Genomic DNA, 25,275 nt, shown 5'->3' on the forward strand with positions numbered 1-25,275 from the left:
GCGGCGGGGCCTCACGGCCCCCGCGCCTCATCTCCGACACGACGAGCGCGCCGGCACCTCCGCTCCGGGGCGTGCCGGCGCGCTCGTCCTGTTGAAGCGAAGACGCCGAGCCGCGCGGCTACGCCTCCCGCACGGCGGGCGGCAGCACCACCGCGGCCCCGCGCCCCTCGGCGACGAGCCGCGCGACGACGTCGGGCGCCGTGCGGCACTCGCCCAGTCGGTTCGTCTTGCCGGTGCCGTGGTAGTCGCTCGAGCCGGTGATCGCCAGCCCGAACCTCGCCGCGAGCTCGCGCAGCCGGGGCTTCGCGTCCGCCTGGTTCTCGGGGTGGTCGACCTCGAGCCCGAAGAGCCCGGCGTCGACGAGCTGGCCGAGCCGCTTGGGCGGCACGATCCGCTCGGCGCCGCGCGTGCCCGGGTGCGCGAGCACCGGCACGCCGCCGGCCTCGCGGATGAGGCGTACCCCGGTGAGCGGATCGGGCGCGTAGTGCGGCTGCGCGTAGCCGGCGCTCGGGTGCAGGATGCCGGAGAACGCCGCCGACCGCGTCTCGACGAGGCCGCGGGCGACGAGGGCGTCGGCGATGTGCGGGCGCCCGATGGTCGCGCCCTCCGCGGTCTGCGCGAGCACGTCGTCCCAGCTGAGGTCGTAGTCGCGGCCGATGCGGCGCACGATCTGCTCGGCCCGCGTGAGACGCGACTCGCGGATGCGCGCGGTCTCGGCGAGGAGCGACTCGTCGAGCGGGTCGATCAGGTAGCCGAGCAGGTGCACGCTCGCGAAGCCCTCGCGCGTCGACAGCTCCATGCCGGGGATGAGGGCGACACCGGTCTCCTCGACCGCGGCCGCGGCCTCGGCCCAGCCGCTCGTCGAGTCGTGGTCGGTGAGCGCGACGCCCCAGAGCCCGGCCGCGGCCGCCTGCCGCATGAGCTCGGCGGGCGCCTCCGTGCCGTCCGACACCGTCGAGTGGGTGTGCAGGTCGGCTTCGCCGGGCACGGCGCGGGCATCGGACATCCCCCAATGCTATCGACGCCCCGCGGCGAGGCGACGGGCGCGCGGCGTTCACCGGGCGTTCCCAGCGTCGATGCACCTAGTGTGGATGGAATGCTCCCCCGCATCCTCGGCTGGGTCGTCGTACTCGGCACCGCCGCCGCAGCGCTCGTGCTCGTCTGGCCGCAGGCGTTCGGCCTGCAGAACCAGTGGATCGCCGCCCATGTGGTCGCCCTCCGCGGGGTGGCCGCGGTCTGCGGCGGCATCGCCGCTGTGGTCTTCGCGCTCCTCGCGATCCCGCGCCGCTCGCGCCGCTTCGCGATCGCGATGGCCGTCGTCTTCGCCCTCTTCGCGGGCGGCAACGTCGTGGTGCTCGCGGTGCGCGGCGCCGGCAGCGTGGATGCCGTGGGCGCGACCCCGCCCGACTCCGTGACGGTGCTGGCGTGGAACACCCTCGGCGAGGTGCCCGACGCGTCGACCATCGCGGGCCTCGCCCTCGACGAGGGCGCCGACGTCGTCGTGCTGCCCGAGACCACCGACCCGCTCGGCGAGGAGGTCGCGATCGCGATGCGCGAGGGCGGATCGCCGATGTGGGTGCACACGCTCGCCTACGACGACGTGGCGAAGGCGCGGTCGACGACGCTGCTCATCAGCCCCGAGCTCGGCGACTACGAGGTCGTCTCGGCCGAGGCGCCCGGCCCGCCCGGCAACACGAACACGCTGCCGAGCGTCGTCGCCGACCCCGTCTCGGGCGACGGGCCCCGCATCGTCGCCGTGCACGCCGTCGCGCCCATCCGATGGGAGCTGCGCAACTGGCGCAGCGATCTCGACTGGCTCGCCGAGCAGTGCACGGGCGAGAACGTGATCATGGCGGGCGACTTCAATGCGACGGTCGACCACTTCGCCGGTCGCGGCGTCGACGGCGGCGACCTGGGCCGATGCCGGGATGCCGCGGCCGCGGCCCGCTCGGCGGCGCTCGGCACCTGGCCGGCGAGCGTGCCCGAGCTGCTCGGCAGCCCGATCGACCATGTGATGGCGACGCCCGGCTGGACGGTCGAGCGCTTCGAGGTGATCGGCACCCTCGACGACGCGGGCAGCGACCACCGCCCGATCGCGGCGACGCTCGTCCGCGCCGGCTGAGCCGTTCGCGCGGGTGCCTCCGCCGACGGGTCGGCGCGCTCCGCGGCGGCTCGGCCCCCGGCGGGCGGTGCGAGAATGGAGCCATGGCGAACTCGAGCGACACCTCCACCACTGAGACCGCGGCTCCGGCCACCACGAACGGCGACGAGGCCGGGCGCAACGCGAACCGCTCGACGACGCCCGGATCCGAGGGCTTCAAGGACTTCATCGGCAGCGGCTGGGCCGACCGCGACGAGACGCTGCCGCAGGCCAGGCCGCAGGCCGCCCACGCCGCCGAGCGCCGTGCGAAGGTCTCCGCAGCGTTCCCCGGCCAGCGCCTCATCATTCCCGCGGGCGACATGAAGCAGCGCGCGAACGACACCGACTACCCGTACCGCGCGCACACGGCGTTCGCGCATCTCACGGGCTGGGGCTCCGACTCCGAGCCGGGCGCGCTGCTCGTGCTCGAGCCGACCGGCGACTCGGGCCACGAGGCGACCGTGTACTTCCGCGAGCGCGCGGGCCGCGATTCCGAGGAGTTCTACGCGAACGCCGCGATCGGCGAGTTCTGGATCGGGCCCCGTCCCTCCCTCGCCCACGTCGCGGCCGACCTCGCCGTCGCGACCCGCGACATCCACGACTTCGACGCGGTCGTCGACGCCGTCGACACCGCGACGCTCGTCCTCCGCGAGGCCGACTCGGCCGTGACCGAGCGAATCGACCACGCCCGCATCCGCTTCGCCGCCGAGCGCGTGCTCAGCGAGAACGCGCAGGACGCGGCGTTCTCGCTCGAGGTCGGCGGCGAGCACGAGCCCGACGGTGAGCTCGCCCGCGTCGTGAGCGAGCTGCGTCTCGTGAAGGACGACTACGAGATCGCCGAGATGCGGGCCGCGATCGACGCGACCGAGCGCGGCTTCGGCGAGGTGCTCGCCGAGCTCCCCCGCATCACCGCGGAGGTGCGCGGCGAGCGCGTCATCGAGGGCGTCTTCGCGACCCGCGCACGCCTCGACGGCAACGACGTGGGCTACGGCTCGATCGCAGCGGCCGGCCCGCACGCGACGATCCTGCACTGGACCCGCAACGACGGCCCCGTCGTGCCCGGCGACCTCGTGCTGCTCGACGCGGGCGTCGAGATGGACTCGTACTACACGGCCGACATCACGCGCACCTTCCCGGTGAACGGCACCTTCTCGGACGTGCAGCGACAGGTCTACGAGGCCGTGCTCGAGGCCGCCGACGCCGCGTTCGCGATCGTGAAGCCGGGCGTCGTGTTCCGCGAGGTGCACGCCGCGGCGATGCAGGTCATCGCCCGCAAGACGGCCGAATGGGGCTTCCTGCCCGTCTCGGCCGAGGAGTCGCTGGAGCCCGAGAACCAGTTCCACCGCCGGTACATGGTGCACGGCACGAGCCACCACCTCGGCCTCGACGTGCACGACTGCGCGCAGGCCCGCCGCGAGCTCTACATGGACGGCGTCATCGAGGCCGGCATGATCTTCACGATCGAGCCGGGCCTCTACTTCCAGCCCGACGACCTGACGGTCCCGGCGGAGTTCCGCGGCATCGGCGTCCGGATCGAGGACGACATCCTCGTGACCGCCGACGGCGCCGAGAACCTCTCCGTACGCATCCCCCGCACCGTGGATGCCGTCGAGGCGTGGGTGCAGGGCGCGCGCGGCTGACGCCGGGTCGACTCAGGAGGCCGGGTTCGCCGCGCGCGCCGCGCGGCGGGCCCGCCACCATGCCCAGAACCGGGCGAGGAGCCGCTTGATGAACGCGGCGAGGCGCTTCGCCCACGCGAACTCGGTGCCCAGGACGGCGAGGCCGACGAAGACGACGAGCCAGCCCGGGCCGGGCAGCGGCACGAGCAGCAGCCCGCCGATCGCGATGACTCCGCCGAGCACGCCGACGATCACCCGGTAGGCGCGACGCAGCACCGGCCGGTCGTCCAGACGGGCGCGGATGCCCCGGAGCAGGCGCCGAAGCGGCCGGTCGGCCCGCTCGCCCTCGGCGATCTCGCGGTCGATCTCGAGTTCGAGTCCCGGCTCACGGTCGTCCGGCTCAGTGCGCGTCATGACGACACGATATATCGCGAGTCTGGGAGCGGGCCGGGCCGCCCGACCGCGCCGGAGAAAGGCGCGTCGGGCCCCCGGCCTGACGAGACGGCTCGGGCGGGCTACGCCTCGCGGTCGCCGGCCTCGGCGGCGCGACGGGCGCGCTGCTCGGTCTCGCGGGCCTCGCGCGCGGCGCGGCGCGCGGCATCCTGCGCCTCGCCGTAGGTGAGCCCGCGGGGCGCCTCCTCGGCAGGGGCGGCCGGTGCGGATGCCTCTCCGTCGGCGTTCGCACCGGCGGGAGCCGCGGGCTGTGCGGGAGCCGCCGGCTCGGCGGGTGCGGCCGGAGCGGCGGGTGCGGCCGGAGCGGCCGGCGGCCCGACGACGGCGGTCGTCTGCCCCGGTGCGGGCGGGAAGACCTGGCCGGAGGTGCCGAGCACGTTGCGGGCCCGCGCCACGTGGGCGGGCTCGGCGATGATCGCGTAGCGGGTGGCGAGCACCTGCATGACCGAGGTGAAGTCGCGCCTGCGCCGGTTGACCGAGTAGGAGACGACGCTGAAGATCATGCCGAAGCCGGCGCCGATGAGCACCGCGGCGCCGAGGATTCCGAGCGAGGCGCCCGACGGGGCGAAGATGAAGAACAGGAGCCCGAGGAAGAGGCCGAACCACGCGCCCGACAGCGCGCCGGCCCCGGCGGCGCGGCTCCAGGTGAGTCGGCCGGTGATGCGTTCGACGCTCGTGAGGTCGGTGCCGACGATCGCCAGCTCCTTCACGGGGAACTCGGCCTTCGAGAGCTGGTCGACCGCGGCCTGCGCCTCGGCGTAGGTCTCGAAGCTCGCCACGGTCTCGCCCTTCGGCAGCGTCGGGAGCTCGCGGCCGGCACGGCCACCGTACGGCGTCTGGTTGGTCACCCGCCCATTCTCCCATGCCGGGGTGCGGCAGGGCCGGAATGAGGCCCGCGACGAGGCATCCGGGGGCTAAGTTGGATTCGTGAGCGCAACGAGAGTCTTCGTCGCCCGACTCGCCGGGTGCGCCGTCTTCGACCCCGCCGGCGATCGGGTCGGCAAGGTGCGCGACGTCCTCGTCGTGTACCGCAAGAGCGACCCTCCGCGCGTCGTCGGCCTCATCGTCGAGATCCCCGGCAAGCGCCGCGTCTTCGTCTCGATCGGCCGCGTCACCTCGATCGGCGGCGGCCAGATCATCACGACCGGGCTCATCAACCTGCGCCGCTTCGAGCAGCGCGGCGGCGAGGTGCGCGTCATCGCCGAGATGCTCGGCCGCAAGGTGCTGTTCAACGACGGCTCGGGCACGGCGACCATCGAGGACGTCGCGATCGAGGAGCAGGAGCCCGGCGAGTGGGAGGTCGACCAGCTCTTCGTGCGCCGACCCAAGGGCGCCTCGCCGTTCTCGAAAGGGCAGTCGGCCTACGTCACCTGGCGCGAGGTGCGCGAGCAGACGTCGAAGGGCGAGGCCCAGTCGGCCGAGCAGCTCATCGCGACCTACTCCGAGCTGAAGCCGGCCGACCTCGCGTCGACCCTGCTCGACCTCCCGGCGCAGCGCCGGCAGGAGGTCGCGGAGGAACTGCCCGACGACCGCCTGGCCGACGTGCTCGAGGAGATGCCCGAGTCCGACCAGGTCGTCATCCTCGCGGGACTCGGCGACGACCGCGCCGCCGACGTGCTCGATCACATGCAGCCCGACGACGCCGCCGACCTCATCGCCCAGCTCCCGGAGGAGCGCGGCGAGCACCTGCTCGAGCTCATGGAGCCCGAGGAGGCCGAGGACGTCCGCTTCCTGCTCTCCTACGGCCCCGACACCGCCGGCGGCCTCATGACCACCGAGCCGATCATCGTGTCGGCCGATGCGACGGTCGCCGAGGGGCTCGCCCTGATCCGCCGCCACGACCTGCCGCCGGCGCTCGGCGCCGCCGTCTGCGTGACGCTGCCGCCCTACGAGCCGCCGACGGGCCGGTTCCTCGGCATCGTGCACTTCCAGCGGATGCTGCGCTACCCGCCGCACGAGCGACTCGGCACCCTGATCGACCAGGGTCTCGAGCCGGTGACGGCCGACACCTCGGCCGCCGAGGTGAGCCGCATCCTCGCGAGCTACGACCTGGTGTCCGTGCCGGTCGTCGACGAGAAGCACCGACTCGTCGGGGTGGTGACGATTGACGACGTGCTCGACTACCTGCTGCCCGATGACTGGCGAAGTCACCCAGAAGAAGACGAGCTGGCCAAGCGCAGCACCGCGCGGGCGCAGCTGACGACGGGAAGCATCCCGATCCCATACGGAAGGAGGGGAGCAGATGGCACGCGCTGAGTCGGAGGACCGTCGATTCGATACGCCGAAGGGCATCCGCCGGAACGCCCCCTTCCGCGGGGGCTCGGGCGACAGCGACCGCTTCGGTCGCTTCACCGAGTGGGTGGCGCGCGGCATGGGCACCCCGGCCTTCCTGCTCGGGCTGTCGGTGTTCGCCATCGGCTGGATGGCGTGGAACACCTTCGCGCCCGAGCCGTGGCGGTTCGACTCGATCGCGATCGGCTTCACGGCGCTCACCCTCGTGCTCTCGCTCCAGGCGAGCTATGCGGCCCCGCTCATCCTGCTCGCGCAGAACCGACAGGACGACCGCGACCGCGTGCAGATCGAGCAGGACCGGCAGCGCGCGGAGCGCAACCTCGCCGACACCGAGTACCTCGCCCGCGAGGTCGTCGCCCTGCGCCTCGCCGTGAAGGACCTGGCGTCGAAGGAGTTCATCCGGGCCGAGCTGCGCTCGATCCTCGACGAGCTCGACCGTCGCGACGAGGAGGAGGCCGAGCATGCCGGCTGAGCCGGCCGAGACCGCGACCCCGCTCGAGCAGGCCGTGCTGCGCGCGCTCGAGTCGGTCATCGACCCCGAGATCCGCAAGCCCATCACCGAGCTCGACATGGTCGACCGCGTCGTCGAGGCCGGCGGCGGCCGGGTCGACGTCGGCATCCGCCTGACGATCGTCGGATGCCCCGCGTCCGACCGGATCGAGCGCGACGTGCGACAGGCCGCCGAGTCGGTGACGGGGGCCGGCAACGCCGCCGTCGAGCTCTCGGTCATGACGCCCGAGCAGCGCGCGGCGCTCACCGAACGGCTCCGCGGCGGCCGGGCCCGCACGAACCCGTTCGGACCGGGGTCGCTCACGAAGGTGATCGCGGTCACGAGCGGCAAGGGCGGCGTCGGCAAGTCGACGATCACCGCGAACCTCGCGGTGGCGCTCGCGGCGCGCGGCCTCTCCGTCGGGCTCGTCGACGCCGACGTGCACGGCTTCTCGATCCCGGGGCTGCTCGGCCTCGTCGACGACGACGGTCTCGCGACCCGCCCCACGCGGGTCGACGACATGATCCTGCCCCCGGTCTCGCACGGGGTGAAGGTCATCTCCATCGGCATGTTCGTCGAGCCGACCGCCCCCGGCGGGCGAGCCTCGTCGACGGCGGTGGCATGGCGCGGCCCGATGCTGCACCGCACGCTCTCGCAGTTCCTCACGGACGTCTACTTCGGCGACCTCGACGTGCTGCTCGTCGACCTGCCGCCCGGCACCGGCGACATCGCGATCTCGCTCGGGCAGTTGCTGCCGAACGCCGAGGTCGTCGTCGTGACGACCCCGCAGGCCGCAGCGGCCGACGTCGCCGAGCGCTCGGGCGTCGTCGCCCGGCAGACGGGCCAGCGCATCGTCGGCGTCGTCGAGAACATGGCCGCGCTCGTACAGCCCGACGGCACCCTCCTCGAGCTCTTCGGATCGGGCGGCGGCGAGCTCGTCGCCGAACGGCTCTCGCAGGGCGTCGACGGCGCCGCGGGCGAGCCGGTGCCGCTCCTCGCGAGCGTACCGCTCAGCATGGCGCTGCGACAGGGCGGCGACACGGGCGTCCCGGTCGTCGTCGCCGCGCCCGACGACCCCGCGGCCCGCGCGATCGAGCAGGTCGCCGCGGCGCTCTCGTCGATGCCGCGTTCGCTCGCGGGGCGCCGGCTCGACGTCTCGGTCCGGTGATCCGGATGCCACGCGCTGCAGCCGCTCGGCGGGGCGCGTGGGTCCGGGCAGGCCTCCCCACGGTGATCGCGCCCGGGCGGCGACGCGTTGCCGGCGCGATCGCAGCGCTCGCGCTGATCGGGTCGCTCGCGGCCTGCAACCCGCCGGTGCCGATCGACGACCCCGATCCGCCCCCGCTTCCCGAGGGCCTCAGTGCGGGTGTGCAGCAGGGCCGCCTCGACGTCGAGGCCCGTCGGATCGTGGTGCACCTCGAGAACGCCGGCCCCACGCCGGTGTCGATCGGGCGGGTCGACCTCGACGTGCCCGCGCTCGGCGCAGTGCTCGAGTACACCGATGTCGTCGAGCTGTCGGCCGACGACGCGATCGACCTGCGTCTCGAGCTGCCGCCGCCCGGATGCGCGAGCGACGAGGACGCTGGCGATGCCGACGCGGCCGGCGAGTCGGCGGGCGAGTCGGCCGGCGATGGCGCGCCGTTCGTCCGGCTGAAAGGCCGCGTGGAGGGCGCCGCACGCGACTTCGTCGGAGAGCTCGCCCCCGACGACCCCTTCGACACGCTCCCCCGCATCGTCGCGGGCGACTGCCTCGAGTCGTCGGTCGGCGAGGTCGCGACGATCTCGATGCCCGAGCACCTGCGCGTCGAGGGGGCGGGCGCCGCGCAGCGCGCGTGGATCGACGTCGCGGTCGACCCGGTCGACTCGGGCAACGGCTCGCTCGAGGTCTCGCTCGTGCGCGGCTCGACGCTGCTCGGCAACGAGGCCGGGACCGACTGGCCGCTCGAGCTCGACGTCGGGCCCGGCGACGCACCCTCGGTCGTTCCGCTCGCGGTGCGCCCCGCACGATGCGACCCGCATGTGCTCGCCGACGACAAGCGCGGCACGATCCTCGCCTTCGTCGTCGCGACCGGCGACGGCCGTTCGGGCATGATCGATCGGGCGTCCTCCGACGCCCTGAAGGCCGAGCTCTACGACTACGTCACCGAGCGCTGCGAGCTCCAGTAGCCCGGCGCTGGCTCACCGGCACGCTCGCTCGCGATCTTGCCGCCGGAGCGCGCTCCAGGCGGGATTCCCCGGAGAGGCTCTGCCAGTTCCGCCTCATCGAGACAGGTCGGACCGAACCGCCAGGGATGCGGCGGAGACGGCACAGCACCGCACGCGACCCGCGCCTCCCCACCGCTCAGCCCCCGGCCGCGAATGCGCGACCGATGAGGCCGAACTGGCACAGCTTCATGCCGAACCTGCGCGCCCCCCAGCGCCCCAGCACGCCCGCCACGCACGCGAGGTTGAACGGGCACGGATCGGGACGGAGGCCCGTGCTCAGCGCCCGTCGGCGGGCGGCTCGACGACGCGTGCGAGCAGCTCGACGAGCAGGCGCTCGGTGAGCGGCCCCGGCAGGGCCTCGACGAGCGCGAGCACCGGCGCGAGCCGATCGGGCAGGGCGCCCTCGCCCCCGAGGAGACCGGCAGCACCGAGGATCGCGGCGGCCGTGTCGGAGTCGAGGCCGGCCGCGAGCCCGGCGAGCGCCTCGCCGCCCGAGAGCGCCGAGAGTCCGCCGTCGTCGCCGAAGCCCGGCAGGGCCTCGACGAGGCCGGCGAGCGCGGCACCGCCGTCGATCTGCGGGATGCCGCGCACCTCGTCGGCCGCGGCCACGAGCGCCGCGATGAGTTCGGGCAGCACCCGCTCGGTGACGGGGGTCACGGTGAGGTGGGTGGTGTGCGGCAGCCGGGTGCCGTCGGACTGGGCGAGCCCGGGCTGCAGCTGCAGCTGCCAGCCGGCCGAGCGCGCGGCATCCGCCCAGTGGTGGGGGTCGACGCGCGAGGTGACCGGGGCATCCTCGTCGGCGGCGACGGCGAGCAGCGGGCCCGTCGGCGAACCGACCACCCTGAGGCCCTCGATGCCGTCGACCGCCGCGCGCAGCGCCGCGGTCGCGCGGGCCGCCTGCGCCGTGAGCTCGGCGAATCCGAGCGCTCCGAGCGCCTCTGTGATCGCCCACGCCGCGGCGAGCGGACCGGCCGGCTTCGAGCCCGTCATGGTCGGGTTCACGACGGGGTAGCCGGGCCATCCGGTCGTGGCGAAGTACTGGTGGCGCTGGCGGTCCCGCCCGCGGGTCAGCAGCACCGAGGCGCCCTTCGGCGCGTAGCCGTACTTGTGCAGGTCGGCCGAGAGGCTCGTGACGCCCGGGACGGAGAGGTCCCAGGCGGGCAGCGGCTCGGGCCAGAACGCGAGCGCGAAGCCGCCGATGCAGGCGTCCACGTGCAGCGCGATGCCGCGCTCGGCCGTGATCGCCGCGACGTCGGCGATCGGGTCGAGGCTCGCGAACGGGTACGACGGCGCGCTGAGCACGACGAGTGCGACGTCGTCGCCGAGCCGTTCCTCGATCGCCGCCGGCGTGACGGTGCCCGTCGAGGGGTCGACCGGCACGAGGTCGAGCTCGACGCCGAAGTAGTGCGCCGCCTTGTGGAACGCCGCGTGCACCGTCACGGGCGCCACGAGCCGCGGAACCCGGGGCGATCCCAGCCGTGCCGCGCGCCACGCGTCGCGAGCCGACTTCACCGCGAGCAGGCAGCTCTCCGTGCCGCCAGAGGTGACCGAGCCCACGACGACGTCGCCGCTGCCGCGACCGCCGCCCGCGTCCCCGCCGAGCACGCTGCGGGCGAACCCGATCACCCCGCGCTCCATCGCGGCGACCGAGACGAACGTCGTCGGGTCGAGCCCGTTGACGGGCTGCACCCGGCGGGCTGCCTCGGCGGCGAGCTCGTCGAGCGCCGACAGCCCCGAGTCGTACACGTACGACAGCACCCGCCCGCCGTGCGTCGGCGCATCGGCCGAGCGCAGCGCGTCGAGCTCGTCGAGAATGTCGGATGCCTCGCGGCGGAACCCGCTCATCGGGTGCTCCCATCGGTGGTGCTCGGGGCGTCGTGCGCCCCGGGGATGTTCGGTCGCGCCGGCTCGGCAGGGCCGGCGTCGGGGTTCGCGTCGACGTTCACGTCGCCCCGACGCAGCGGGTAGCTGCGCAGCACGACGACGCTCGCGGCGACGAGGAGGGCGGGCACGAGGCTGAACGAGAGCGCGATGCCGGCGATCGCGACGGGCGACTGCTCGACGGTCTCGGCGCCGGTCGACTCGAGGTACCCGGTCGCGGCCAGCATGAGGGTCAGCAGGGTCGCCCCGAGCGCCATGCCCGCGGTCTCCCCCGCCGTCCAGACGCCGCCGAAGCTGCCGGCCCGCTCGCGCCCCGTCATGCGGGCGTCGTGCGAGATGACGTCGGGCAGCATCGCCATGGGCAGCGACTGCATGCCGGCGTACGCGGCGCCCGCGACGGCCACGGGCAGGTAGACCCACGGCCCCGGCAGCCAGACGATCAGCACCATGGCGAGCGTCGCCGCCGCGAACACGAGGCTCGCGATGCGGAACGCCCGCTCCTTGCCGATCCGGCGGGCGAGCACGCCCCACGCGGGGGCGACGAGCAGCGCGGGGGCGATCAGCGCGACGAACAGCAGCGTCACCGCCGCCTCCGACTCGAGCACCCAGGTGGCGACGAACTGCGCTCCGGCGAGCATGAGCCCGGTCGCGAGCCCCTGCAGCACGAACACCGCGAGCAGCACCCGGAACGGGAGGCTGCGGCGCAGCGCGCGGAAGCCCTCGCGGTAGCCGTCGATCGAGCGCTCGGCGGCGTGGGGGTCGCCCGCCGGAAGCCCCTCGGCGCGGCGGAGGCCCGCGGCATCCGAGCGCCTCGCCGTGCCGGTGGCGATCAGCATGCCGACGCCGATGACGACGCCGGCGACGATCGCCATCACGAGGTAGCCCGTGGCCTCGTCGTCGAACGCCCGCCGGATCTCGGGGCCGCCCGCGCCGAACAGCAGGATCGCGAGCGTGAGGACCACGACCCGCCAGGTCAGCAGCCGCGTGCGCTCGTCGTAGTCGGGCGTGAGCTCGGCGGGCAGGGCGATGTACGGCACCTGGAACAGGCTGAAGGCGGTCGCCGTGGCGAGGAAGGCGATGAAGACCCAGGCGCCGGATGCCGCGGGGCCGACGCCCGGCGGAACGGCGAAGGTGAGCGCGAACCCGACGGGCAGCGCGAGCGCGCCGACGAGCATGCCCGTGCGACGCGAGCCGCTGCGGAGGAGCGCTCGGTCGCTGCGGGACCCGATCCACGGGTCGATGACGACGTCCCACACCTTGGCGGCCGTGACGACGAGGCCCGCGATGAGCGCGCTCACGCCGAGCGTGTCGGTCAGGTAGTACACGAGGACGAGTCCGGGCAGCGTCGCGAATCCACCGGTGCCGAGCGATCCGATCGCGTAGCGGGCCACGACGCCGCGGGACAGGGGACGCTCCGCTGCGGTCATGGAGGCAGTGTACTCACTCCCGACGGACGACTGGGTCAACTGTCCTAGACTGTGCGCATGCGCGCCCAGACCGCCCCCGCCGACCTCTTCCGCAGCCTGACCGACGACGTCGTCGCGTCGGGCTCCGACACCGTCGCCGTGCCGACCCCCTCGACCGGCGAGACCCTGCACGAACTGCCCCGCTCGAGCGCCGCCGACGTGCATGACGCGGTCGCGCGGGCGCGCCTGGCGCAGCTCTCGTGGGCCCGGGCCGGCTTCGCCGCCCGGCGCCGCATCCTGCTCGCCGCGCACGACCTCATCCTGGAGCGCCGTGAAGAGCTGCTCGACCTCATCCAGCTCGAGAGCGGCAAGACGCGCGGCCAGGGCTTCGAGGAGATCTACCAGGCCGTCTCGGTGACCCGGTACAACGCCATCGCCGCCCGCAGGGTGCTGCGCGGCCGCGCGGTGCGCTCGGGCCTCCCCACCGTCGCGACGACCCGGGTGCGCTTCGCCCCGAAGGGCGTCGCGGGCGTCATCACGCCGTGGAACTACGCGCTGAGCCTCGCCGCGATGGACGTCGTGCCCGCGCTCGCGGCCGGCTGCGCCGTCGTGCAGAAGGCCGACGACCAGGGCGCCCTGTCGATCCTCGCGCTGCGCCGCGCGTTCATCGACGCGGGCGTGCCCGAGGCCCTCTGGGCGGTCGTCACCGGCGATGCCGCAGAGGTCGGCGAGGCGCTCACCGACGAGGCCGACTACATCTGCTTCACCGGCTCGACCGCGACCGGCCGCCGGATCGCCGAGAAGGCCGGGCGACGCCTCGTCGGCGCCTCGCTCGAGCTCGGCGGGAAGAACCCGCTCCTCGTGCTCGACGACGCCGACCCCGCCGTGGCCGCCGCGAACGCCGCGCACGCCTGCTTCTCGGCGATGGGCCAGCTGTGCGTGTCGATCGAGCGCATCTACGTCGACCAGAAGATCGCGGGCGAGTTCCAGCGGGTGCTCGTCGAGCGCCTGCGCAGCGCGAAGCTCGGCACGTCGCTCGGCTTCGGCGCCGACTTCGGCTCGCTCGCGAGCGCGGCCCAGCTCGAACGCGTCGAGGCGCACCTCGCCGACGCGGTCGCGAAGGGCGCGACGGTGCTCGTCGGCGGCAAGGCCCGCCCCGACCTCGGGCCGTGGGTGTTCGAGCCGACGATCGTCACGGGCGTCACCCCCGAGATGGACCTCTACGCCGAGGAGACGTTCGGCGCCATCGCCTCGCTCTACCTCGTGTCGAGCGACGACGAGGCCGTGCTCGCCGCGAATGCGAGCCACTACGGGCTGAACGCCGCCGTGTTCACCGGCTCGCCCCGGCGCGGTCAGCGCGTCGCCGACGCCCTCGCGGCCGGCAGCGTGAACATCAACGAGGGCTACCGTGGCGCGTTCGCCTCGGTCGCGGCGCCGATGGGCGGCGTCAAGCAGTCGGGCGTCGGCCGCCGCAACGGCGAGGCCGGGCTGCTGCGCTTCGTCGAGCCGGTCACGATCTCGCAGACGACGGGCCTGCTCCAGCTCCCGCGCACCTCGGAGGAGTACGAGGCCCAGGCGCCCCTCCTCCTGCTGCTCGCGCGTGCGCTGAAGACCGTCGGCCGCGCCTGACGCCCGCGCAGCCCGCACCGGTCGGACCGATTCACCCTCGGGCGGCGTGCGGCGTGCGCTGCGCCAGTTCCGCGCGCTCCGCGCCAGTTCCGCGCGCTCCGCGCCCGTTCAACTGGTGCAGCGCGCGCGAAAGTGGCGCGGAGCGCGCGCATCCGCCGTGCGGCGGCGGGCAGGCCGAGGTGTCGGCCGCGTCAGGTGGCTTCGGAGTCGAAGGGCGCCGGCTCGTCGGCCCCGAGCGACTCGCGCTTGCGCTTGCGCTGCAGGTAGGCCGAGTTCTCGTTGACGCCGGCGCGCGCGACGACGGGGGCCGCGGGCGTCTCATCGGCGAAGGGGTCGACGTCGGTGAGCGCCTCGCGGATGATGCGGCGCGGATCGTACTGGCGCGGGTCGAGCTTCTTCCAGTCGACGTCGTCGAAGTCGGGGCCCATCTCCTCGCGCATGCGGTCTTTCGCGCCGCTCGCCATGTCGCGGAGCGAGCGGACGAGTCGCCCGAGCTGCGCGGCGTAGTGCGGCAGCCGCTCGGGGCCGAGCAGGAAGACGGCGATCACCCCGATGATGAGGAGCTTCTCGAACGTCAGACCGAACATGCCTACAGGATAGTCGGCGGCGAGGCATGCGTACGCCATGCGCCGCGGCCCGTAGGCTGGGGTGCTGAGAGAGCCACCAGGGAGCCGCCACGTGTCCGATCACGACCTGAACTGGAAGTACGCCGACGAGTCGGTCGTCGAGTCCGAACCGATCGTCAAGGCACGTCAGCAGTCCCTCGAGCTCGGCGTCGAGCCCGTCTCCCCCGCCGTGGGCGCGCAGCTCGCCGTCATCGCGGCCGCGTCGCGCGCGAGCTCGATCATCGAGGTCGGCACCGGCGTCGGCGTCTCGGGCCTCTGGATGCTGCAGGCCGCCCGGCACGCGCTGCTGACGTCGATCGACACCGAGAACGAGTACCAGCAGCACGCCCGCCAGCACTTCGCCGACGCGGGCGTCGCGGCGGCGCGCGTGCGGCTCATCGCCGGCCGGGCGAGCGAGGTGCTCCCGCGCATGAACGAGAGCTCGTACGACATCGTCTTCATCGACGCCGACGCCCCGTCGGTCATCGAGTACGCCGAGCACGGCCTGCGACTCGCGAAGCCCGGCGGCAGCGTGCTCGTGGCCCGCGCGCTGTGGAAGGGCCGCGTCGCCGATCCGGCCAAGCGCGACGAGGCCGCGAGTGCCTTCCGCACGCTCATCGCCGAGCTCGCCCCGTCGACGGCGGTGGCGACGGCGATCTCGCCCGCGGGCGAGGGCCTGCTGCAGATCGTCAAGCTCGGCGCCTGAGCCGTCGGGCGGTCGACGCCCTCCGGTGGTCGCGAAACGGAAGGAGCGCGCCCCGACGCTCGAACAGAGGACGGTGACGGAGCCCGCGCATCGAGACCACCGTTAACGACTCGAGCCCCGAGAACGTCCTCGGGGCTCGCAGTCGTAGTGCGTGTGACTCAGGCAGGGTTCACGACGCCGCCGAGGACGTCGTAGAGCTCCTTGGCCTCAGCGTCGTTCACCGAGACGACAAGACGACCGCCACCTTCGAGCGGCACCCGCACGATGATGAGTCGACCCTCCTTCACAGCCTCCATAGGCCCGTCTCCGGTGCGTGGCTTCATGGCCGCCATTGAGCTCCCCTTTCGTGGCTGAGATTCCATTATCGGCCATCTGCGGCGGTGCTGGGAAATCACCCCGAAAATGTGGATAACCCGTCGGGGGTATTCGCACGCCGTCCGCCGGCCCGTCGCCGGCTGTTCACCGCCGCGTCCGCGCCGGTGGGAGTCAGGATTCCTGCCCCGATCAGGGGGGCGACCAATCGTACGCGTCGATGCGCCACACGAGGGCGATCCACGCGTACTGGAGCGCAATGAAGAGCAACACGATCGACCACCGGTACCAGCGGGCGCGCGGCACGGCGAGCGCGCCCACGATCGGGAACATGGGAGACACGATGCGGAAGGTCGAGGACTGCGGGAAGAACACCGCGAGCAGGTAGAGCGAATAGCTCGCGAGCCAGAACCGGATGTCGACGCCGAGACGCCGGACGGCGGGGAGGAACAGCACGACCGCGAAGGTCGCGACGAGCACGACGACGGCCCCGACGCCGAACCACCCGGGGAGCCCCACCCAGTTCGCCCACCACGTGCCGCCCTGGAACCAGGCGGTGAACGGCACGAGCTCCTGGTAGCCGATGTACCCGGCCCGCCAGGCGAGCTCGGTCGCGGTGTAGCCGTCGGGAACCCCGGTGACCGCCCAGACGACGAGCGGCCAGGCGAAGCCGACCGCCGCGGTGAAGAGGCCCACGGCGATGACCCGCAGCTGCTCGCGCACCGGGAACGGGTCGCGGGCGCGATGCCACCAGCGCCAGACGAAGTGCAGGGCGAGGGTGAGGGCGAAGGCCAGCGCCCCGGGCCGCGTGAACGACCACGCCGCCACGACGGGCACGAGCCATCCGTATCGTCGATCGACGAGCAGGAGCAGGGCGAGCGCGAGCCACAGGAAGCCGAGCGACTCGGCGTAGCCGAACTGCATGATCGGCGAGACGGGCGCGATCGCGAACAGCACCACGGCGAACAGCGCGCGATCGGGCTCGAGGAAGCGCGACATGAGGCGGTGGAACACGAGGGCGGCGCCGAGGCCCGCCAGCACCGCGACGGTCACCGAGGCGACGTTCCAGGGCACCCCGAGCCAGGAGACGACGCCCGTGAGCTGCGGGAAGACCGGCATGAACGCCCACGCGTTCTCTCCGACGTGACCGTCGCCGCCGACGGGCAGCTCGCGGGGGTATCCGACGACCCAGATGATCTGGTACCAGCGCGCGTCCCAGATGTTGGCGAAGTCGAAGAAGTCGGGCTGGGCACCGGTCCACGCGTTCGGGCCCTGGCGTCGGGCGACGTCCAGCACCATCACGGTCGTCAGCACGCGCGCGCCGAGGTACACGGCGACGACCTTCGCCCACCACGGGGTGAGGCGCCAGCGCACGCGCAGCGAGCCCCGGGTCGCGCGCGGGCCCGGCGACGGGTCGGTCGGCGGGTCGGGCTCGCGCGGCGCGGACGTGGAGCTCATGCCGCGGGTCAGGCGCCGCTCGCCGCGCCGGAGGCGGAGCCCGCCTCGTCGGCTCCGGTGAGCCACGCGCGCAGCGCCCGCTCGGAGTCGACGATCTGGGCGACGGCGACCCGCTCGTCGTCGGCGTGCGCCTTCAGCGGGTCGCCCGGGCCGAAGTTCACGGCGGGGATGCCGAGCGCACTGAAGCGCGCGACGTCCGTCCAGCCGTACTTCGGCCGGGCCTCGGCGCCGACCGCGGCGACGAACTGCTGCGCGAGCGGAGCGTCGAGCCCGGGCCGGGCTCCCTCGGCGCTGTCGACGATGTCGACGTCGAAGCCGGTGAAGAAGTCGCGCACGAACGCGGATGCCTCGGCGACGCTGCGGCTCGGGGCGAAGCGGTAGTTCACGGTGAGCACGGCCTCGTCGGGGATCACGTTGCCCGCGATGCCGCCGTGCACGAGCACCGCGTTGAGGCCCTCGCGGTAGGCGAGCCCGTCGACCTCGACGGTCTCGGCCTCGTACTCCGCGAGTCGGGTGAGCGCGGGGGCGAGCTTGTGGATGGCGTTGTCGCCGACCCAGCTGCGCGCCGAGTGGGCCCGCAGGCCCGTGGTGCGGACGTCGGCGCGGAGCGTGCCGTTGCAGCCGCCCTCGACCTGCCTGTTCGAGGGCTCGCCGAGGATGGCGAAGTCGCCCGCGAAGAGATCGGGGCGATTACGCGAGAGCCGCCCGAGGCCGTTGAGCGCGGCGGCGACCTCCTCGTGGTCGTACCACATCCACGTCAGGTCGACGATCGGATCGATGAGCTCGAGCGCGAGCTTCAGCTGCACGGCGACGCCCGCCTTCATGTCGACGGTGCCGCGCCCCCACAGGTATTCGACGCCGTCGATGGTCTCGAAGCGGGTGGGCACGTTGCCGTTGATCGGCACCGTGTCGATGTGCCCGGCGATCACGACGCGGCGATCGCGCCCGAGGTCGGTGCGGGCGACGACCGTGTCGCCGTCGCGGATCACCTCGAGATGCGAGGCCCCGGCGAGAGCCTGCTCGATGAGGTCGGCCAGCAGCCGTTCCTCGCCGGACTCGCTCGGGATGTCGCAGATCGCCTGCGTGATGGCGACGGCGTCGGCGGTCAGGTCGAGCGGAAGCGGTGCGTCGGCGGGCATCCCCCGAGTCTATTCACGTGGGATGCCCGCCGGGCCCGCCCGGCGTCGCAGGGCGTCTCGCCGCGTGCGCGTTCAGCTGACCGCCGCGAGGCGACGCGCGTCGGCGAGGAGGGCGATCGCGGTGAGCGCCTGCCCGAGCGCGAGATGGAGGACGAAGGCGAGCCACGCGGCACCGTCGAACTCCGCGCCGCCGACGAGCACGACGCCGACGACGGTCATCGGCCAGCTCGCGGTGAGGAACGGGAGGACGCGCGCCGGGCCGTGCCAGCGGCCGACGGTGAGGATGCCCACCGCCGCGAGCCAGAAGGCGCCGAGCACGAGCGGCGAGGTGACCTGCTCGGCCTGCTCGAGCACCGCCTCGGGCAGCAGGGGGCCGATCGCGAGGAACGCGCTCGAGCCGGCGAGCGCCGCGAACGCGGACACGCCGACCGCCCGCCACGCGCGCCCGGCTCCGAAGGCCCCGCCGCGCAGAGCGATGCCGATGACGACGGCGAGGCTCGCCGAGTACGCGACGGCTGCGACGTCGTCGCCGAGGTAGGCGTCGCCGTCGGCGGGCCACGGCAGCGCGGTGAACAGCACGAAGACGCCGAGCAGCACGAGCGCCGCGGCGCCCGCGAGGCGGATGCCGAGGGGGCTCAGCCTCCGCTCGGAACGCGTCGCGGCGGGGCGGGCGGGCATCGGGGGCGCATCGGTGCGCGCCGGGGGCGGGGTCTGTACGGTCGACATGTTCGAGGTCCTTCCGGATGCGTCGTGGCGCGCCGGGTTCGACGCCCTCCGAGCCTCGCGTCGTGCCGTCCCGGGCCTCCAGAGTCCGGCCGCCCCCGTTCGGCCCGAGGATGTCCCGGGCGATTCGGGACATCCGCCCGGAGACAGACGCCGCACCGCCTGCCACGATGGAGCCATGCGCCCGGCCGGAGCACTGCCCGCAGCGCGTGCGACGGCCGTCGCCGCGTTCTCCGTCGTGCTCGTGTGCGCCGCCGCGGCGCTCGTGCTCGACTACCTGACGTTCCGCACCGGAGAGGAGATCCCTGCGGCGCCGGGCTGGGTCGCCGCCTGGCGCGGGCTCGTCCTCGGTGCGACCGGTTGCCTGTTGCTCGCACGGCTGTCGTGGCATCCGGTGCCGGTGCTGCTCACCGCGGGCGGGCTGCTCGCCGCGATCGACGGCCTCGCGCTCGCGTGGCTCAACCACGGCGTCCTGCTCCTCCCCGACGCGCCGCTCCTCGCCGAGGCCTTCGTCTTCACGCAGCGACTCTCGGTCGCTGCCTACCTCGCGCTCCCGCTCGCGCTGCTCGTGTTCCCCGACGGCCGCTTCCCGCGCGGCCCGCTCAGGGCCGTCGCGATCGGCACGGCCGTGCTCAACGTGCTCATCGTCGTGGTCGACCTCGCGATGCCGTGGCGCGTCGCACGCGCCGCGTTCGGCGACCCCGACCCGCGCCTGCTGCAGTGGGCGACGGGCGAGTGGGGCGTGGCGCTGCCGCCCGCCGTCTGGCAGGGCATCGGGGCGATCTGGATGCCGACGCTCCTCACGAGCGTCGTGCTCACCGCGATCGTGCTGCTCGGCCGCATGGTCGGCGCCGACGCCGAGCTGCGCCGCCAGATCAAGTGGATCGTGTGGGCGGGCCTCGTGTACGCCGCCCTGTTCGTCCTCTCCGCGCTCGTGCTGCCGTACCACCTCGGGCAGGCGACGGTGATCGTCGGCACGGCCGTCATCTGCGCGGCGATCATCGTCGCCGTCACCCGGCGCGGGCTCTACCGCATCGACCGGCTGCTCAGCTGGACGGTCGTGTACGGACTCGTCGCGATCTCGGTCGTCGTCGTCGACGTGCTGCTCGTCGCCATGATCGGCGGGCTCGTCGAGCACCAGGTGCTCGCCGGTGCCGCCATGCTCATCGTGTTGTTCGCCTACCTGCCGCTCCGCGACCGGGTGCTGACCCTCGCGAACCGGCTCGTCAACGGCCGCCGCGGCGACCCCTACGGCGTGGTTTCGACCCTCGCCGCGCGTCTCGAGGAGGCGGACGAACCGGGCGATCAGCTGCACTCGCTCGCCGCCTCCATCGCGACCGCCTTCGCCTCGCCCTACGTCGGCGTCGAGGTCCAGGCGCCCGACGGCGGCAGCCTGATCGCCCGCCACGGCACCGTCGGCGACGAGGTCGAGTCGATCCCGCTCGTGTACCGGGGCGAGCGCATCGGCCGGCTCGAGATGTCGCCCGGACGCCGGGCCCGCCTCTCCCCCGGCGACGAACGCCTGCTCGCCGACCTCGTGCGGCACGCGGCGTCGGCGGTGCGGGCGAGCACGCTGAGCGCCGAGCTGCAGCAGATCCGCGTCGAGCTCGTCAACGCACGTGAGGACGAGCGGCGGCGCATGCGCCGCGAACTCCATGACGGGCTCGGCCCCGAGCTCGCCGGCGTGCAGCTGCGCATCGAGGCCGCACGCAACGTCGGCGCGGCCGACCCCGTCGAGGCCGACCGGCTGCTCGCCTCGGCCGCCGACGACCTGCGGCTCGCCGTGGGCGAGATCCGCAGGCTCGCGCACGACCTGCGGCCGCCGAGCCTCGACGACGTGGGCCTCGCCGGCGCGATCGAGCAGCTCTGCCGGCGCTTCCGCGGCGAGTTCGAGGTCAATGCCACCACGAGCGGGCTTCCCGATGGACTGCCCGCAGGGCTGCCCGCCGCCGTCGAGGTGGCCGCGTACCGCATCGTCGCCGAGGCGCTCGTGAACGTGCAGCGCCACGCGCGGGCCCGGCACGCGTGGGTGCGTCTCTCACAGGAGCACGGACGCCTCGTCGTCGAGATCGACGACGACGGCCGCGGCGTCGCCCCCGATGCACCGGCCGGCGTCGGCCTCCACTCGATGCGCGAGCGCGCCGTCGAGCTCGGCGGCACGCTCGAGGTGACCGGCCGCGCGGGCGGCGGCACCGTCGTGCGGGCCGCCCTCCCTCTGCCCAGCCCCGTCGTCGAGCCCGAGGTGACCGCCGATGCCTGAATCCCCTGCACCCGCGACGCCGACCGGAGGCGTGTCCGCGATCCGGGTCCTGCTCGTCGACGACCACCCCGTCTACCGCGACGGCCTCGCCGTGCTGCTGCGCTCCATCGACGGGCTCGACGTCGTCGGCACCGCCGCCGACGGGCTCGAGGCGATCGCCGCCGCTGACGCGCTCCGCCCCGACGTGATCGTGATGGACGTGCAGATGCCGCGGCTGGATGGCATCGAGGCCACGCGCCGCATCGTGGCGAGGCATCCCGACATCGGCATCGTCGTGCTCACCATGTCGGAGGCCGACGAGACCGTGTTCGACGCGATGCGCGCCGGTGCCCGCGGCTACCTGCTCAAGGGCGCCGGACAGGACGACATCTCGCGGGCCGTCCGCGCCGTCGCCGGCGGCGACGCCATCTTCGGCCCTCGCATCGCCGCCCGCGTCGCCGAGTTCTTCGCCCGCCCGCCGGTCGCCGCCGACCCCGTCGCCTTCCCGCAGCTCACCGCCCGCGAACGCGAGATCCTCGAGCTCGTCGCGGCCGGTCGCTCGAACGGCGACATCGCCGAGCACCTCTTCCTCTCGCCCAAGACGGTGCGCAACAACGTCTCGAACATCTTCGCGAAGCTGCAGGTCTCGGGGCGGGCCGAGGCGGTCATCGCGGCGCGGGATGCGGGGCTGGGCCGAGGGGGCGCGAGCGCGGAGTAGTCGTGGCCCGGGCGGGGCACCACCCGGCCGGAGGCCGCAGCCGATATCGTGTCGTTGCTCCGACGCACGTCGAGGAGGATCATGCAGGACGCACACGAGCTCGCACCGAGGGTGACCCTCGCCCAGGTCGCCGACCGCGCCGGGGTGAGCCTGAAGACCGCGTCCCGCGCGCTCGGCGGCGAGCAGTACGTGAGCGAGGAGACCCTCGCGAAGGTCCTCGCCGCGGCCACCGCGCTCGGCTATCGCCGCAACGCGGCGGCGAGCCTCCTGGCGAGCGGGCATCTCGCCGAGTCGATCGGGCTCATCGGGGGCGACTTCACGAACCCCTTCTACTCCGCGCTGGCGCAGTCGGTGGAGGACGACATCCGCAGCGAGGGGATGCACCTGTCCGTCGCGACGTCATGGGAGTCCGCGGAGCAGGAGCGGCGCATCGTCGACGACCTGGCGAGCCGCCAGGCCAAGGCGCTCGTCGTCGTCTCGGCCATGGCGGACCACGCCGAGTACGCGCGGGTGCAGGCCCGCGGCGTGCCGGTCGTCTTCGTCGACCGCCCCGCGGTGGGCCTCGAGGCCGACTCGGTCGTGTTCGACAACCGGATGGGCGGTCGGCTCGCCGCACAGCACCTCCTCGACACCGGCCACACGCGCATCGCCTTCGTCGGCGACTACGCCTGGCTTCCGACGTATCGCGAGCGGCTCGAGGGCATGGCGGCCGTGCTCGACGGCGCGTCGCCCACGTGGCGCAGTCTCCTCCGCGACGATGCGCACGACGTCGCCTCGTCGCGCGCGCTGACCCGCGAGTTGCTGGCGCTCGACGAGCCGCCGACGGCGATCGTCGCCGGCAACAACCGGATCCTCCTCGGCGTCCTCGAGGAGCTGTCCGAGCAGGGTTCGGACGACGCCCCCGCCGTCATCGGCATCGACGAACCCGAGTGGGCGCGCGTGATGGGCGTCACCACCGTCGCGGGCGACGTCGAGGCGGTCGGTCACCATGCCGCCCGCCTGGCGCTCGCCCGACTCGCCGATCGCACCCGGCCGGTCGAGCACGTCGTGCTCCCGATGCGTCTCACCGCTCGCCGGTCGACGGCGAGGGGCGACTCAGGTTCAGCGGCCTCGAACGCCGAGTAGCGCCGCGTCGGAGGCATACGCGGCGTGGGCGGCGCCGATCATCGGGGCCTCGTGCCAGAGTTCCGCCCGGAGGACCGGGAACCCCGGACGCCCGAGTCCCTCGGAGAGCGCCGGCTCGAGGAGGTCCCACGAGCGGGCGATCGTGCCCCCGACGACGAGCGCGTCGGCGTCGAAGCGGCCGAGCGGGCCGGCGAGGGCCCGGCCCAGGTACGAGAACGCGTCGACGAGCACCTCGCTCGCGATCCGGTCGCCGCCGCGGGCCAGGTCCGCGATCTCCTTCACGTCGGGAACGTCCTCCGCGTGGCCGGTCCGCTGCGCGTAGGCGGCGCGGATCGCGCGACGGGACATCCTCGCCTCGATGCGCCCGCCCTCGAACTCGAGCAGGTGCACCTCGCCGTCGGGCGCGGCGCCGTCGGTCCGCTCGCCCGCGACGACCCAGCCAGAGCCGACGCCGGTGCCGAGCGTGACGCAGCAGAACCGCTCCAGTCCGCGCGCCGCGCCGGCCGCGTACTCCCCGAGCGCGAAGGCGTCCGCGTCGTTGACGAACGTGAACGAGCCCGCCTCGGCGTCGAGGGCGTCGGCGAGCCGGGCGCGCAGGTCGACGCCGTAGAGCGCGTCGAACTTGCCGACGCCGGTGTAGCGCGCGATGCCGGTGGTGAAGTCGAACGGCCCCGGGACGGCGACCGCCCATCGCCCTCCATGCTCGGATCCGAGGGTGCGGGCTGCTGCGGCGATGGCCTCGACGATGTCGTCGGCCGTGCCGCCGGAGTTCAGCGGCCGGGTCAGATAGGTGCCCTCGACGATCGCGCGCGCGGCGGTGTCGATGACGGCGACGGCGACGTGGGTCCCGCCGAGTTCGATGGTCGCTACCCGGTTGCCGGTCACGGTGCTCCTTCTGTCTGGGCCGCCGGCGGTCGACGGGGCGCGCGGACGCCGCATGCAGGACGACCGAGCGGAGTAAGACAACGCTGTCATATCGAAATTATCAGAATCGTCCCCCGCGAGTCCAACCGGCGATCCGTCCCCATCGCGCGCCGGCACGAGGGACGCGTCGCGTCACACGCCGTCGCCGCCTCGGTACCCTTGAACCATGCCCGCGAACGACACCGTCTCACGCCCTGCCCGCATCGCCTCCGCCGCCGGGCTCACGACGATCGCCGGCGACGGCACGGTGCTCGACGCCTGGTTCCCGTCGCCCCGGCTCGGCGACGAGGCCTCCCCCCTCGCGCCCGAGCACGCCGCCCTCGCGGGCGACGACTCGCGCCGGAACGTGCGCGTCGAGCAGATCGAGCTCTCGATCGACCTCGACGCGGCGCCCGCGGGCACGGCCGACGCGTACCTCCGCCTCCACGTGCTCTCGCACCTGCTCGCGGCGCCGAACACGGTGAACCTCGACGGCGTCTTCGGGCACCTGCCCGCCGTCGTCTGGACGAACGCCGGGCCGGTGCATCCCGCCGACTTCGACCGGCTGCGCCCGGCCCTCCAGCGCGCCGGCATCCACGCGACGGGGCTCGACAAGTTCCCGCGGCTGCTCGACTACGTGACGCCCGACCGGGTGCGCATCGCGGATGCCTCGCGCGTGCGCCTCGGCGCGCACCTCGCCCCCGGCACGACGGTCATGCACGAGGGGTTCGTGAACTTCAACGCCGGTACGCTCGGCGCCTCGATGGTCGAGGGCCGCATCTCGCAGGGCGTCGTCGTCGGCGACGGCAGCGACATCGGCGGCGGCGCCTCGATCATGGGCACGCTCTCGGGCGGCGGCACCCAGCGCGTCGAGATCGGCGAGCGCGCCCTCCTCGGCGCGAACTCGGGCATCGGCATCTCGATCGGCGACGACTCGGTGGTCGAGGCCGGCCTCTACGTCACCGCCGGCACGAAGGTCGTGCTGCTCGGCGGGCCCGACGGGCGGCCGCGCGCGGTCAAGGCCGTCGAGCTCTCCGGCGTGCCCAACCTGCTGTTCCGCCGCAACTCGCTGAACGGGCAGGTCGAGGCGCTGAGCCGCACGGGCGAGGGCGTCACGCTCAACGCGGCGCTGCACGCGTAACGGTTCGGATGCAGCTCGGCACTTCGTGCCGGCATCGCGCGTTCGACGCCGCGGTGCTCGGCTAGTGTGGTGCAACCGAGGCCGCCGAGTG

At 73.8% G+C, this 25,275-nt stretch carries 23 protein-coding genes; 12 read left to right on the forward strand and 11 right to left on the reverse strand.

What is annotated here, in order from left to right:
• Window positions 1–118: 118 nt before the first annotated feature.
• Window positions 119–1,006: a PHP domain-containing protein gene (locus ACFVTH_RS00765; RefSeq protein WP_387085622.1), complete on the reverse strand. Its 888-nt coding sequence runs from the start codon at window positions 1,004–1,006 to the stop codon at window positions 119–121.
• Window positions 1,007–1,096: 90 nt separating this feature from the next.
• Between ACFVTH_RS00765 and ACFVTH_RS00770 the strand changes: the two genes are divergently transcribed.
• Complete coding sequence (locus tag ACFVTH_RS00770) at window positions 1,097–2,122, forward strand: endonuclease/exonuclease/phosphatase family protein (RefSeq protein WP_387085625.1); 1,026 nt, start codon at window positions 1,097–1,099, stop codon at window positions 2,120–2,122.
• 83 nt (window positions 2,123–2,205) lie between these two features.
• The gene (locus ACFVTH_RS00775) at window positions 2,206–3,780 is read left to right on the forward strand and encodes an aminopeptidase P family protein (RefSeq protein WP_387085629.1); all 1,575 of its coding nucleotides are present in this window, start codon (window positions 2,206–2,208) and stop codon (window positions 3,778–3,780) included.
• 12 nt (window positions 3,781–3,792) lie between these two features.
• Here ACFVTH_RS00775 and ACFVTH_RS00780 read toward each other — a convergent pair whose 3' ends face one another.
• Both ACFVTH_RS00780 and ACFVTH_RS00785 read right to left on the reverse strand, forming a co-directional pair.
• Window positions 3,793–4,173, reverse strand: a complete 381-nt coding sequence (locus ACFVTH_RS00780) for a TIGR02611 family protein (protein WP_387085632.1) — start codon at window positions 4,171–4,173, stop codon at window positions 3,793–3,795.
• Window positions 4,174–4,274: 101 nt separating this feature from the next.
• On the reverse strand, window positions 4,275–5,060 hold the full coding sequence (locus tag ACFVTH_RS00785; protein WP_387085635.1) for a general stress protein: 786 nt from the start codon (window positions 5,058–5,060) through the stop codon (window positions 4,275–4,277).
• Between the two features lie 79 nt (window positions 5,061–5,139).
• Here ACFVTH_RS00785 and ACFVTH_RS00790 point away from each other — a divergent pair, with 79 nt between their 5' ends.
• From ACFVTH_RS00790 to ACFVTH_RS00805, 4 genes are read left to right on the forward strand one after another with little or no spacing between them, the layout of a single operon-like run.
• Entirely contained in the window at window positions 5,140–6,468 is a 1,329-nt protein-coding gene (locus ACFVTH_RS00790) for a magnesium transporter MgtE N-terminal domain-containing protein (RefSeq protein WP_386940373.1), read from the forward strand.
• Window positions 6,455–6,976 (forward strand): DUF1003 domain-containing protein, encoded by a 522-nt coding sequence (locus tag ACFVTH_RS00795; protein WP_387085638.1) that lies wholly within the window; start codon window positions 6,455–6,457, stop codon window positions 6,974–6,976. Before ACFVTH_RS00790 ends, ACFVTH_RS00795 begins: the two co-directional genes overlap by 14 nt.
• Window positions 6,966–8,162 (forward strand): Mrp/NBP35 family ATP-binding protein, encoded by a 1,197-nt coding sequence (locus ACFVTH_RS00800; protein WP_387085641.1) that lies wholly within the window; start codon window positions 6,966–6,968, stop codon window positions 8,160–8,162. Before ACFVTH_RS00795 ends, ACFVTH_RS00800 begins: the two co-directional genes overlap by 11 nt.
• 5 nt (window positions 8,163–8,167) lie before the next feature.
• Window positions 8,168–9,160: a hypothetical protein gene (locus ACFVTH_RS00805; RefSeq protein WP_387085644.1), complete on the forward strand. Its 993-nt coding sequence runs from the start codon at window positions 8,168–8,170 to the stop codon at window positions 9,158–9,160.
• A gap of 315 nt (window positions 9,161–9,475) precedes the next feature.
• Here the strand turns inward: ACFVTH_RS00805 and ACFVTH_RS00810 are convergent, their stop codons facing one another.
• Together ACFVTH_RS00810 and ACFVTH_RS00815 are read right to left on the reverse strand one after the other, a co-directional pair.
• The gene (locus ACFVTH_RS00810) at window positions 9,476–11,044 is read right to left on the reverse strand and encodes a pyridoxal phosphate-dependent decarboxylase family protein (protein WP_387085647.1); all 1,569 of its coding nucleotides are present in this window, start codon (window positions 11,042–11,044) and stop codon (window positions 9,476–9,478) included.
• Window positions 11,041–12,507, reverse strand: a complete 1,467-nt coding sequence (locus ACFVTH_RS00815; RefSeq protein WP_387085650.1) for an MFS transporter — start codon at window positions 12,505–12,507, stop codon at window positions 11,041–11,043. The genes ACFVTH_RS00810 and ACFVTH_RS00815 overlap by 4 nt, the downstream gene beginning before the upstream one ends.
• Before the next feature lie 57 nt (window positions 12,508–12,564).
• Here ACFVTH_RS00815 and ACFVTH_RS00820 point away from each other — a divergent pair, with 57 nt between their 5' ends.
• The gene (locus ACFVTH_RS00820; RefSeq protein ID WP_387085653.1) at window positions 12,565–14,115 is read left to right on the forward strand and encodes a succinic semialdehyde dehydrogenase; all 1,551 of its coding nucleotides are present in this window, start codon (window positions 12,565–12,567) and stop codon (window positions 14,113–14,115) included.
• A gap of 191 nt (window positions 14,116–14,306) precedes the next feature.
• Here ACFVTH_RS00820 and ACFVTH_RS00825 read toward each other — a convergent pair whose 3' ends face one another.
• On the reverse strand, window positions 14,307–14,702 hold the full coding sequence (locus ACFVTH_RS00825) for a sec-independent translocase (protein ID WP_386940364.1): 396 nt from the start codon (window positions 14,700–14,702) through the stop codon (window positions 14,307–14,309).
• A gap of 91 nt (window positions 14,703–14,793) precedes the next feature.
• Between ACFVTH_RS00825 and ACFVTH_RS00830 the strand changes: the two genes are divergently transcribed.
• Entirely contained in the window at window positions 14,794–15,426 is a 633-nt protein-coding gene (locus tag ACFVTH_RS00830) for an O-methyltransferase (protein ID WP_386940362.1), read from the forward strand.
• A 158-nt stretch (window positions 15,427–15,584) separates the two neighbouring features.
• Here ACFVTH_RS00830 and ACFVTH_RS00835 read toward each other — a convergent pair whose 3' ends face one another.
• From ACFVTH_RS00835 to ACFVTH_RS00850, 4 genes are all read right to left on the reverse strand, one after another.
• Window positions 15,585–15,758, reverse strand: coding sequence for a DUF3117 domain-containing protein (locus tag ACFVTH_RS00835; protein ID WP_067875042.1), 174 nt, complete (start codon window positions 15,756–15,758; stop codon window positions 15,585–15,587).
• Window positions 15,759–15,930: 172 nt separating this feature from the next.
• Window positions 15,931–17,196 (reverse strand): hypothetical protein, encoded by a 1,266-nt coding sequence (locus ACFVTH_RS00840; protein ID WP_387085656.1) that lies wholly within the window; start codon window positions 17,194–17,196, stop codon window positions 15,931–15,933.
• An 8-nt stretch (window positions 17,197–17,204) separates the two neighbouring features.
• Window positions 17,205–18,335 carry a succinyl-diaminopimelate desuccinylase gene (gene dapE / locus ACFVTH_RS00845; RefSeq protein ID WP_387085659.1) on the reverse strand — a complete coding sequence of 377 codons (1,131 nt, stop codon included), beginning with the start codon at window positions 18,333–18,335 and terminating at the stop codon, window positions 17,205–17,207.
• A gap of 72 nt (window positions 18,336–18,407) precedes the next feature.
• A complete protein-coding gene (locus ACFVTH_RS00850; protein ID WP_387085662.1) occupies window positions 18,408–19,061 on the reverse strand; it encodes a hypothetical protein in 654 nt (217 codons plus the stop codon).
• 175 nt (window positions 19,062–19,236) lie between these two features.
• Between ACFVTH_RS00850 and ACFVTH_RS00855 the strand changes: the two genes are divergently transcribed.
• The 3 genes from ACFVTH_RS00855 to ACFVTH_RS00865 all read left to right on the forward strand — a co-directional run bounded on the left by ACFVTH_RS00855 (window position 19,237) and on the right by ACFVTH_RS00865 (window position 23,140).
• Window positions 19,237–21,318, forward strand: a complete 2,082-nt coding sequence (locus ACFVTH_RS00855) for a sensor histidine kinase (RefSeq protein WP_387085665.1) — start codon at window positions 19,237–19,239, stop codon at window positions 21,316–21,318.
• Entirely contained in the window at window positions 21,311–22,015 is a 705-nt protein-coding gene (locus ACFVTH_RS00860; protein WP_387085668.1) for a response regulator, read from the forward strand. Before ACFVTH_RS00855 ends, ACFVTH_RS00860 begins: the two co-directional genes overlap by 8 nt.
• Before the next feature lie 81 nt (window positions 22,016–22,096).
• Complete coding sequence (locus tag ACFVTH_RS00865; protein ID WP_387085671.1) at window positions 22,097–23,140, forward strand: LacI family DNA-binding transcriptional regulator; 1,044 nt, start codon at window positions 22,097–22,099, stop codon at window positions 23,138–23,140.
• Here ACFVTH_RS00865 and ACFVTH_RS00870 read toward each other — a convergent pair.
• Window positions 23,117–24,025 (reverse strand): ROK family protein, encoded by a 909-nt coding sequence (locus ACFVTH_RS00870; protein WP_387085674.1) that lies wholly within the window; start codon window positions 24,023–24,025, stop codon window positions 23,117–23,119. The two genes, ACFVTH_RS00865 and ACFVTH_RS00870, sit on opposite strands and share 24 nt — an antisense overlap.
• 205 nt (window positions 24,026–24,230) lie before the next feature.
• Between ACFVTH_RS00870 and dapD the strand changes: the two genes are divergently transcribed.
• Window positions 24,231–25,184 carry a 2,3,4,5-tetrahydropyridine-2,6-dicarboxylate N-succinyltransferase gene (gene dapD, locus ACFVTH_RS00875; protein ID WP_387085677.1) on the forward strand — a complete coding sequence of 318 codons (954 nt, stop codon included), beginning with the start codon at window positions 24,231–24,233 and terminating at the stop codon, window positions 25,182–25,184.
• Window positions 25,185–25,275 lie beyond the last annotated feature (91 nt).

It is taken from the genome of Agromyces sp. NPDC058104 (assembly GCF_042884835.1).
GTDB lineage: Bacteria > Actinomycetota > Actinomycetes > Actinomycetales > Microbacteriaceae > Agromyces.

What these genes read in the sequence shown, in the direction of transcription:
- ACFVTH_RS00765 (WP_387085622.1), bottom strand. Translation starts at nt 1,006, where the DNA reads ATGTCCGATGCCCGCGCCGTGCCCGGCGAAGCCGACCTGCACACCCAC.
- ACFVTH_RS00770 (WP_387085625.1), top strand. Translation starts at nt 1,097, where the DNA reads ATGCTCCCCCGCATCCTCGGCTGGGTCGTCGTACTCGGCACCGCCGCC.
- ACFVTH_RS00775 (WP_387085629.1), top strand. Translation starts at nt 2,206, where the DNA reads ATGGCGAACTCGAGCGACACCTCCACCACTGAGACCGCGGCTCCGGCC.
- ACFVTH_RS00780 (WP_387085632.1), bottom strand. Translation starts at nt 4,173, where the DNA reads ATGACGCGCACTGAGCCGGACGACCGTGAGCCGGGACTCGAACTCGAG.
- ACFVTH_RS00795 (WP_387085638.1), top strand. Translation starts at nt 6,455, where the DNA reads ATGGCACGCGCTGAGTCGGAGGACCGTCGATTCGATACGCCGAAGGGC.
- ACFVTH_RS00800 (WP_387085641.1), top strand. Translation starts at nt 6,966, where the DNA reads ATGCCGGCTGAGCCGGCCGAGACCGCGACCCCGCTCGAGCAGGCCGTG.
- ACFVTH_RS00805 (WP_387085644.1), top strand. Translation starts at nt 8,168, where the DNA reads ATGCCACGCGCTGCAGCCGCTCGGCGGGGCGCGTGGGTCCGGGCAGGC.
- ACFVTH_RS00810 (WP_387085647.1), bottom strand. Translation starts at nt 11,044, where the DNA reads ATGAGCGGGTTCCGCCGCGAGGCATCCGACATTCTCGACGAGCTCGAC.
- ACFVTH_RS00815 (WP_387085650.1), bottom strand. Translation starts at nt 12,507, where the DNA reads ATGACCGCAGCGGAGCGTCCCCTGTCCCGCGGCGTCGTGGCCCGCTAC.
- ACFVTH_RS00820 (WP_387085653.1), top strand. Translation starts at nt 12,565, where the DNA reads ATGCGCGCCCAGACCGCCCCCGCCGACCTCTTCCGCAGCCTGACCGAC.
- ACFVTH_RS00825 (WP_386940364.1), bottom strand. Translation starts at nt 14,702, where the DNA reads ATGTTCGGTCTGACGTTCGAGAAGCTCCTCATCATCGGGGTGATCGCC.
- ACFVTH_RS00835 (WP_067875042.1), bottom strand. Translation starts at nt 15,758, where the DNA reads ATGGCGGCCATGAAGCCACGCACCGGAGACGGGCCTATGGAGGCTGTG.
- ACFVTH_RS00840 (WP_387085656.1), bottom strand. Translation starts at nt 17,196, where the DNA reads ATGAGCTCCACGTCCGCGCCGCGCGAGCCCGACCCGCCGACCGACCCG.
- dapE (WP_387085659.1), bottom strand. Translation starts at nt 18,335, where the DNA reads ATGCCCGCCGACGCACCGCTTCCGCTCGACCTGACCGCCGACGCCGTC.
- ACFVTH_RS00850 (WP_387085662.1), bottom strand. Translation starts at nt 19,061, where the DNA reads ATGTCGACCGTACAGACCCCGCCCCCGGCGCGCACCGATGCGCCCCCG.
- ACFVTH_RS00855 (WP_387085665.1), top strand. Translation starts at nt 19,237, where the DNA reads ATGCGCCCGGCCGGAGCACTGCCCGCAGCGCGTGCGACGGCCGTCGCC.
- ACFVTH_RS00860 (WP_387085668.1), top strand. Translation starts at nt 21,311, where the DNA reads ATGCCTGAATCCCCTGCACCCGCGACGCCGACCGGAGGCGTGTCCGCG.
- ACFVTH_RS00865 (WP_387085671.1), top strand. Translation starts at nt 22,097, where the DNA reads ATGCAGGACGCACACGAGCTCGCACCGAGGGTGACCCTCGCCCAGGTC.
- dapD (WP_387085677.1), top strand. Translation starts at nt 24,231, where the DNA reads ATGCCCGCGAACGACACCGTCTCACGCCCTGCCCGCATCGCCTCCGCC.